This is a genomic window from Actinosynnema sp. NPDC059797 (assembly GCF_042732085.1).
Taxonomy (GTDB): domain Bacteria; phylum Actinomycetota; class Actinomycetes; order Mycobacteriales; family Pseudonocardiaceae; genus Actinosynnema.
Map to the genome: position 1 here is coordinate 1 of NZ_JBHWIE010000494.1, position 4,315 is coordinate 4,315.

The 4,315-nt window shown below is 74.0% G+C and carries 4 protein-coding genes; all 4 read right to left on the bottom strand.

Features of this window, described 5'->3' with window-relative positions:
* The coding region (locus ACFV4N_RS40410; protein WP_499677978.1) for a serine/threonine-protein kinase at window positions 1–844 on the bottom strand (844 nt) is incomplete at its 3' end.
* A 192-nt stretch (window positions 845–1,036) separates the two neighbouring features.
* Window positions 1,037–2,092: a LacI family DNA-binding transcriptional regulator gene (locus tag ACFV4N_RS40415; RefSeq protein WP_499677979.1), complete on the bottom strand. Its 1,056-nt coding sequence runs from the start codon at window positions 2,090–2,092 to the stop codon at window positions 1,037–1,039.
* 165 nt (window positions 2,093–2,257) lie between these two features.
* Window positions 2,258–3,334, bottom strand: coding sequence for a beta-galactosidase (locus tag ACFV4N_RS40420; RefSeq protein WP_499677980.1), 1,077 nt, complete (start codon window positions 3,332–3,334; stop codon window positions 2,258–2,260).
* A gap of 297 nt (window positions 3,335–3,631) precedes the next feature.
* Window positions 3,632–4,249, bottom strand: a complete 618-nt coding sequence (locus tag ACFV4N_RS40425; RefSeq protein ID WP_499677981.1) for a MarR family winged helix-turn-helix transcriptional regulator — start codon at window positions 4,247–4,249, stop codon at window positions 3,632–3,634.
* Between the last annotated feature and the right edge of the window lie 66 nt (window positions 4,250–4,315).

Below are 4,315 nucleotides of genomic sequence, written 5' to 3' on the forward strand. Positions count from 1 at the left end.
GAGCCGGCCTGACGGGCGCCGCCCGCTCCGCCTCCAGCGCGGCGCGCGCGGCGGAGGCGAGTTCGCCGGCCGCCTGGTAGCGCTCGGCCGGGTTCTTGGCCAAGCCCTTCGCCACCACGGCGTGCAGGCCCGCGGGCACCGCGGCCGGCAGCGGGGCGGGCGCGCGGTGCAGGTGCCCGGCGAGCACGACCACCTCGTCGCCCTCGAACGGCCGCCGCCCGGCCAGGCACTCGTAGAGCACCACGGCCAGCGAGTAGACGTCCGCCCGGTGGTCGGCGGGCCGTTCACCGGCCAGCCGCTCCGGCGCGATGTAGTGCGGGGTGCCGACCACCTGGCCGAGGCGGGTGATCTGCTGCGCGGTGATCGGCTGGGCGATGCCCCAGTCGAACAGCCAGGCGTGGTCGGTCCCGTGGCGCGCCCCCGGTTCCAGCAGGACGTTCGACGGCTTGACGTCCCGGTGGCGCAGGTGCTTGCGGTGCGCGGCATCCAGCGCGGCGGCCACCTGCTCGGTGATCGCCACGGCGCGCTCCGCGGGCAGTGCTCCGTGCTGCTGGAGCACCGTCGACAGGTCGGTCCCGTCGACGTAGCGCATCACGATGTAAGGGCGCTCGCCGACGGAGTAGTCGTAAACCGGGAGCACGTTGGGGTGGTCGATCTGCGCGGCCAACTCGCACTCGCGGCGGAACCGCTTTTCCAACTCCGGGTCGCTCAACGCCGTGGTCGACAGCAGTTTCAGCGCCACCTGCCGGTCGTGGCGAGACGTGTCCTCCGCGACGTGCACCTCGCCCATGCCGCCCCTGCCGAGCAACCGGACCAGCCGGTACCTGCTGAGCTCGTCGTGCACCGTCCACCCCTGCCCAGCCGCACTTCGTCCTGCGCCGCGAATACTACGTCCCGATGTGCGACCGGGATCCGGTATTCGTGAATACCGGGATGATCGCCGAGCGGGCGAAGGTGTTACGGGGTCGGGCGGATTTCCTTGGAGGAATCCATTTGTTTCCCCTTTGTTCACCTTTTTCGGTGCTGTGCGGTGCGATCAGGCGCGTGGCGGCGCGGTGCTCTCGCGGACGACCAGGCGGGTGGGGACGAGCGTGGTGCCGGGCCTGGCCCGCCTGTGCCGGACCTGGCGCAGGACGCGTTCGACGCAGCGCCGGCCGACCTCGGTGAAGTCCTGGTGCACGGTGGTCAGGGGCGGGATGAAGGAGGACGCGTCGGGGAGGTCGTCGAAGCCGACCACGCTGACGTCGCGGGGCACGACCCTGCCCTTCTCGTGGAAGGCGCGCAGCAGGCCCAGGGCCATCTGGTCGTTGGCGGCGAACACGGCCGTGCAGCCGGGTTCGCCGGCCAGCGCCAGGCCGGCCCGGTAGCCGGAGTCGGCCGTCCAGTCGCCGCGCGCCATGGGCGGCACGGGCAGGCCCGCCTCCTCCAGCGCGGCCCGCCACGCCGCGGCCCGGCCCTCGGCGGCGTAGGAGTCCTCGGGGCCGGCGACGTGCCAGACGGTGCGGTGGCCGAGGTCGAGCAGGTGGCCCACCGCCCGCCGCGCGCCGTCCGCCTGGTCGGTGTCCACGACGGTGTAGCGGTCGCCACCGTTGGAGTCGACCACCACGACGGGCACGCCGATCGGCAGGGTCACGGTCGCGGCGTCGAGGAGGTGGACCTCCATGATGACGATGACCGCGTCCACGGCCAGCTCTCCCAGCCGGGTGAACGCGCCGAGCACGCCGTCCTGGGTCGGCACCGCCACCGGGATGAGGGTGATGGCGTAGCCCTGCTGCGCGGCGGAGTCGACGATCGCCTCCAGGGTCCGGCTGTTGCCGACCGAGGAGAGGGTGAACAGGATGACGCCGATGGTGCGGAACTCGCCGTACTTCAGCGCCCGCGCCGCGCTGTTGGGCCGGTAGCCCAGCTTCCGCATGGCGTCCAGCACCTGCTCGCGGGTCGACTCGACCACGCTGGAGTGCCCGTTGGAGACCCGCGAGACGGTCTGCGCCGACACCCCGGCCAGGCGGGCCACGTCGGCCATCGACGCCTTGCGGGCGCGACGCGCGGGCGACTGCTGCGCCGCCCCCGCCTCGGATCCGGACGGACTCACCTCGGTCAACCACCTTCCGCGCCGGAGCCGACCACGTCGCGGGCGCACCGCACACTATAGTCACGGTTGTTTGCGCAAACATCCCTTCGCGGCCGGTAGTGCCCGCGATTCACGCCTCCGTGTGCCCGAGCAGCGGCCCGGGGACGAAACGGGCCGTCGGGTCGGTCATCGGGCCCAGTTCGAGCACGACCAGTTCGTGTCGCCGGCGCGGAGCACGGGACCCGGCACGTGGAGGGTGCGCTGCGGTCCGCGCGACCAGTAGCGGCCGAGGCGGAACCCGTTGACCCACACCACGCCGCGACCCCCGGCCGTCCGTGTCCAGGTGGAGGTCGGCGGGCCGGTCGGTGTCCGTCCACAGGGGCGGCGGCGCGGCGGGGTCGATCGACGGGACCTCCCACCCGGTGAGGGGTTCGCCGTCGAGGAAGACCGACGCGTGGTCGCGGACCTCGCCGAAGTACAGCACGGCCGGGCCGGTTGCCTGGATGCTCGTGGTGAGCAGGGCCAGGCGCGGCGCGCCGGCCACCTCGTCGAGGGTGGACAGGGCCTCGTGGCGCCGCCGGGACCCCCACTTCCCGGGCGCGTCGAGCAGGCGCGCGGGTCGCCGAGCGGGGCGGTGAGCGCGGGGGAGGGCGGCGCGACCGGCGGGACCTCGCCGGGCACGGGGTGGTGGCGGGCGATGACCTCCCGGAAGGCGTGGTACTTGGCGGTGGGGTTGCCCACCTCGTCCAAGGGCGCGTCGTAGTCGTAGGAGGTGGTGGTGGGCTGGTAGACGCCCTTGTCGTTGGCGCCGCTGGTGAGCAGGGCGTCGAGTTCGGCGGCGCTGTCGGCGGCGGGCGTGGTGTGGTGGTGGGCGCCCCAGTGGTCGAACCAGCCGTTCCGGAACTCGGCGCACATCAGCGGCCCGGTCGGCTGGTGGCGGCGCAGGGTGGCCGGCCGCTCGGCGGCGCGGGAGCCGAAGGAGGCCGTCCGGTGCGGGCCCTCCAGCCCGCTGGCCCGCAGCATCTCGTCGGTGGCCTGGTCGACCGTGGTCAGGGGGACGGTGATGCCGGCGTCGCGGGTGTGCTCGGCGAGCGCCCGCAGGTAGGTCTTGTCGTCGCCGAACGCGCCGTACTCGTTCTCGACCTGAACGAGGATCACCGGGCCGCCGTGCCGGACCTGGAGCGGCGCGACGACCTCGTGGACGCGGTCGAGGTAGGTCTTGACCGCTACCAGGTAACGGGGTTCGGCGCGGCGCACGCCCACGGCGGGGTCGCGGAACAGCCGGGCGGCCGCCCCGCCGCGGGGGTCAGCCGGTGGTGACGGTGAAGCCCTGCTGGTTGCCGTAGTCGACCAGGGCCTGCTGCCAGGCGGCCAGGCCGGCGTCCAGGCGGAGCGGTCGGCGTAGACCTTGCCGACGGTGTCGCCGGAGATGCTGTTGGCGTAGAGCTGGTAGGGCAGGTAGCTCCAGCCGGGCGCGACCTGGCCGGCGGGGCACGCGAACCGCCCGCGCCCCCGACCGAGGTGGCGTCACGCCGCGACCGGGCCACGACGCCGACCGGCTCAGGCGGTGAGCGGCTGGTGCTCGGGGCAGTCGGTGCGCAGGTCGGCCAGGGGCAGCGGCACGTCCAGCAGGCCGCAGTGGTGGGGCGCGGCCGGGTCGGGGTAGGTGTCGGCGCGGAAGAAGCGGCAGCCGGTGCACGTCCTCGCCACGCTGACCACGCCTTGTCGTTGCAGGTCCGCGATCACCCGGAGCAGGCTGTGCAGCGTGGTGGCGCGGTCTTCGGCGGGCACGCCCGCGAGTGCCCCGAGCAGCGGGCCGTCCCACGGTTCCAGCCGCCGCGCCACCTCCTCGCCGCCGGCGGTCAGGGTCAGCAGCCGCCGGCGCCCGTCGGAGCCCGGTGACCGCGTCACGAGGTCTTTCCGCTCCAGCGCGGTGACGGCGTCGGACATCGTCGGCTTGGTGACGTCGAACTCGGCGGCCAGTGCGCTGACCTCGCGGCGGACCGTCGGTTGCCGGGACAGGGTGAGCACCACCTGCTGCTGCAACGGGGTCAGGCCGTGCTCCCTGGCGGTGCGCTGGGCGAGCGAGCGCAGGCCGTGGCCGAGCCGCTCGATCGCGTCGGCCAGCCGCCGGTCCAGGTCGGCCGCGCCGCCGGGTCCGGCCACGTGCTCGGTCATGCCACCCGCCTTGAGCGTAGGACTCCTAACCGGTCAAGGGTACTGACCGAGGGGGCGGGGCGGGTG